General features: G+C 73.4%; 4 protein-coding genes. 3 read left to right on the forward strand and 1 reads right to left on the reverse strand.

Annotated features, from left to right (window positions below; genetic code table 11):
- Positions 1-457: 457 nt before the first annotated feature.
- Positions 458-1,711 (reverse strand): MFS transporter, encoded by a 1,254-nt coding sequence (locus DQW06_RS11075; RefSeq protein ID WP_117198398.1) that lies wholly within the window; start codon positions 1,709-1,711, stop codon positions 458-460.
- Positions 1,712-2,235: 524 nt separating this feature from the next.
- Here DQW06_RS11075 and DQW06_RS11080 point away from each other — a divergent pair.
- From DQW06_RS11080 to DQW06_RS11090, 3 genes are read left to right on the forward strand one after another with little or no spacing between them, the layout of a single operon-like run.
- Positions 2,236-2,898 (forward strand): hypothetical protein, encoded by a 663-nt coding sequence (locus tag DQW06_RS11080; protein WP_117198399.1) that lies wholly within the window; start codon positions 2,236-2,238, stop codon positions 2,896-2,898.
- 10 nt (positions 2,899-2,908) lie between these two features.
- Positions 2,909-3,346 (forward strand): phage holin family protein, encoded by a 438-nt coding sequence (locus tag DQW06_RS11085; protein WP_071622826.1) that lies wholly within the window; start codon positions 2,909-2,911, stop codon positions 3,344-3,346.
- Positions 3,322-3,894: a DUF3618 domain-containing protein gene (locus DQW06_RS11090; protein ID WP_013155230.1), complete on the forward strand. Its 573-nt coding sequence runs from the start codon at positions 3,322-3,324 to the stop codon at positions 3,892-3,894. Before DQW06_RS11085 ends, DQW06_RS11090 begins: the two co-directional genes overlap by 25 nt.
- Positions 3,895-3,963: the final 69 nt, after the last annotated feature.

The raw sequence follows: 3,963 nt of genomic DNA on the forward strand, positions 1-3,963 counted from the left end.
GGCGGCCCCGCCCGCCATGGGCGCCTGTACGATCGGGCGCTCCCGCAGCAGCTCCGCCAGGCTCATGCTCCCTCTCCTCGTCCTCGGCCGGTCCGGCGAAGGCGCGGCGGAGTCCCCGCCCCGACGGCTCCGTGCGGGGTCCGGCTCCCCCGTGGAACCCGTGAGCGGAGCGCTGCGCGAACCACGCCTCCCATGTCCAGGGAATGCTACCGACGCACGTTTTCCGGGGTTCGACCGCACCCGCCCCGAAATGCGATATCGCGGTTCAGTCGACTCTTTCTGTGACATGGGGCACGAGAATTCCCTGGGGTGCGCCAAAGGAAGAGGGACTTTCCCGGTTCCCCTCCACTGGGAAAGGCGGGAGAACGGCGCCTCCGCCACCCGGACAGCGCGTCCGCCGCCTGCCCTTTCCGTCCGCTGTCCGCCCCTCCCGTCCACCGGCCGCCTTTCCCGACCGTTATCCGCCCGTCCCGTCCAGTTCCGGTTCGTCCGGGGACCCCTCGCCCTCGTCCGAGCCCTCGACCAACCGCGTCGACTCCGGGAACCGCCGGGACAGCAGAACGGTCGCCAGCGCCGCGGCCACCCCGAACCCGACCACCGCCGTCACCGTCCAGGCCAGCCCGAACAACTCCCACAACCACCCGAACGCCAGCACGGTCAGCATCCTCGCCGCGTTGCCCACCATCCCCAGCATCGCGGACATGGTGTTGCGGTTGGCGTCGGAGAACATCGTCTGCTGCCACACGTGCGACAGCACCACGGCCAGCCCCAGCAGGAACTCCGCCGCCACCAGCCCCGCCACCAGCGGCACGGCCCCGTGCGCCGCCAGCCCCAGGGGCAGGCCCGAGGCGGCCGCGAAGACGGGCCCCCACACGTGCGGCCGACCGCGCCCCACGAACCGCGAGCACGCCGAACCCGCCGCCATGGCCGCCATCATCATCAGCAGCACCAGGCCGTTGAGCCGCACGTCCGCGCCGTGCTCGGCCGCGAGCAACGGCTGCCAGGAGAGCACGAGGGCGGTCAGCCCCGACACCGACGCCGCCGACAGGGCCACCAGCGGCGCGAAACGCCTGCTCGCCACCAGTACGGCCGACTCCCGGACGATCGCGGTGAGCGGGCGCCCCGGCTGGCCGGGGGAGTGGGGGAAGCACACCGGAGCCAGCGCCGCCAGTGCCACCAGCACCACACCGCTCACCAGCACCAGGGCGTCCGCGGACAGCCAGGTGCCCGCCACCATCACCGAGGCGGCCCCCAGCACCGCACCGCTGTTGCCCGCCACCTGGACGAACCGCACCGTCCGCGCGATCCGCGCGGGGCGGTCGCGGTCGCCGATCCGGTTGACCACGAGCGCGACCAGAGTCCCGGACTGGAGGTGGAAGCCGACCGCCCACAGGTACATGGACGCGAGCGTCAGCGCGAGCCCGTCCGCGTACCCCGTCAGCACGAAGCCCGTGCCCCACACGGCGAACCCCACCGTCAGCAGCCTGCGGTGGCCGTAGCGGTCGCCGAGCGCACCGCTGGGCGCCTCCACCAACAGGGCCACCAGGTTCGTGGAACCGAGCATCAGTCCCAGCAGCCACGGGTCCGCCCCGCGTTCCAGGAGGATGGTGACGAAAACCGCGCCGAAAAGGAAATCGGCCGAAGCGCCGAGAAGGGCGAACGAGGTGTAGCGCAGGAACAATGACGATTCGGCGGTTCTCTCCACGGGCATGGTTGTTTTCCTGGTCGAGGGACGTCGCGGCTCCGACCAGCCCCTGATGGCGGTGGCATTAGCGGTTCCGGAGGGAAATTCCGCCCAAGCTAGCACGCGGGTTCCGGTGCGGCCACGGCTTTTCCCGGACCCCGCGCGACGCGGTGGCCGACCGGTTCACCCCCACCCCGCGACAGCGCCGCGGCCGACCGGCTTGCCCGAGCCCGGCGACGGCGCGCGACGCCGCACCCCACCGGTTCTTCCGGGCCCCGCGAGGACACGGCGATCACCCGGTTCCCCCCACGGCCCCCGGGGACACGGCGACCGGTCTCCGCGCGAGGTGTTCCGCGAGGGCCGGTCCGCGCCCCCGCCACCGGGGGCGGTGACCGGAGGACGACGACACGGTCGTCCGGGTGCCCTCCGCGCACCCGGGCCGGGGTGCGACGACCCGTGTGAAGTGCGGCGTTCCGGTGTGCATGACCGGGTGGAGCCGGGGTAGTCGCGGTGCCAACCGAGCAACAGGCCGACTCCAAGGAGGCTTGGCGATGCACTCACACGAGGGAAGAGACGGGCCCGGGGGCACGGGCGGCCGCCTGACCGACACCGCCCGCGGGGCGGCGGGCGAGGTCGCCTCCACCGCGGGGGACCAGGTGCGCTCCCTGGCCGACGAGGCCCGGACCGAGGCCCGGCACGTCGCCGACGACGTCCAGACCCGTCTGCGCGAGGAAGTCCACGAACAGACCCGGCGCACGTCGCAGAACCTGCGCCAGTGGTCCGAGGAGCTGTCGTCCATGGCGGACAGCGGGGAGCAGGGCTCCCCGGTGAGCGGTGCCGTGCGCCAGATCGCCCACAGCGGCCGCGGAGCCGCCGACTTCCTGGACGAACGCGGCATGGAGGGCCTGGTGGAGGAGGCCAGGAGCTTCGCGCGACGCAGGCCCGTCGCCTTCCTGGCCGGTGCGGCCGTCGCCGGATTCGCGCTCGGACGCGTCCTCAAGGCCTCGTCCGACATCTCCGCGGGCCGGGAAGGGGCCGGCGACAGCCGCCCCGAGGCGCTCCCCGCCGGTGAGCGGGTCCGTCCGCCCGCACCGCGTCTGAGCGAGAGCGACCAGGACGAGGGGGTCGCGTCCCCCCGCCCGCCCGTCACGCCCCGGCCGGAGGACATCGGTCCGCCACCGCCCGATCCGGGGCCGCGTGGACGCACGTTCTGAGGGGGCTGACATGGCGACCATTCCCGGAGCACGGCGGGAGACCGGCGGGGAACGGCGGGAGCCGGGCGAGGAGGAGCAGTCCTTCTCCGAACTCCTCGGCGCGGTGACCGGAGACCTGCAGAAGCTGTTCCGTCAGGAACTCGCGCTGGCCAAGGCCGAGATGCGCGAGGAGGCGGTCAAGACCGGCAAGGCCGCTGGCCTGCTGAGCGGGGCCGCGGTGGCCGGGTACCTGGCCCTGCTGCTGCTCAGCCTCGCGGCCATGTTCGGACTGGCGGAACTGATCGGCCTGGGCTGGGCCGCGCTGGTCGTCGCGGTGGTGTGGGCGATCGTCGGCGCGGTCCTGGCCGTCATGGGCCGCAACCGCATGCGCGAGGTCTCTCCGAAACCGGAACGCACCATCGAGACCCTCAAGGAGGACGCGCAATGGGCGAAACACCCGACCAGATAAGACAGGACATCGAGCGGACCCGCTCGGAGCTGACCCACGACACCGACCGTCTGGTGGACCACGCCAACCCGCGCAACGTCGTGCACCGGCGTACCCGCAGGGTCCGGCACGGGACACGGGACCTGAAGGACCGGATCATGGGTTCCGCCCCCTCGACCGGTGAGGCGGCCGAGGGGATCCGGCACACCACCGGCCAGGCGGTCGGCATGGCGAGGTCGCTGCCGGAGCGGGCCGTGCACCAGACCCAGGGCAACCCCATCGCCGCGGGGCTGATCGCCTTCGGGGCCGGTCTCCTGGCCGCCTCCGTCCTCTCCGAGAGCCGTGCGGAACAGCGCGCGGCCCGGCGGGTGGGCGAGCACGCCGACGCGATCGAGCCGGCACGCCAGGCGGTCGCGGAGTCGGCCGCCCACGTGAAGGAGCAGGCGGTGGAGTCCGCGCGGACCGCCGGGGAGCACCTCAAGGGCAGCGCCTCGGAGGCCGCGCAGGCCACGGGCGAGCAGGCCCGTCACGAGGCGAAGACCGCCAAGGACGAGATGCGCGGTTCCTGAGTCCCACCCCGGCCCGGGGGAACGCCTCCGGGCCGGGCGCCCGTGGACGGGTGTCCGCAACGGCGCGGG

Source organism: Nocardiopsis sp. TNDT3, from assembly GCF_003427465.1.
Classification (GTDB): domain Bacteria; phylum Actinomycetota; class Actinomycetes; order Streptosporangiales; family Streptosporangiaceae; genus Nocardiopsis; species Nocardiopsis dassonvillei.

Coding starts and splice junctions, on each gene's coding strand:
- DQW06_RS11075 (WP_117198398.1), bottom strand. CDS start 1,711: ATGCCCGTGGAGAGAACCGCCGAATCGTCATTGTTCCTGCGCTACACC.
- DQW06_RS11080 (WP_117198399.1), top strand. CDS start 2,236: ATGCACTCACACGAGGGAAGAGACGGGCCCGGGGGCACGGGCGGCCGC.
- DQW06_RS11085 (WP_071622826.1), top strand. CDS start 2,909: ATGGCGACCATTCCCGGAGCACGGCGGGAGACCGGCGGGGAACGGCGG.
- DQW06_RS11090 (WP_013155230.1), top strand. CDS start 3,322: ATGGGCGAAACACCCGACCAGATAAGACAGGACATCGAGCGGACCCGC.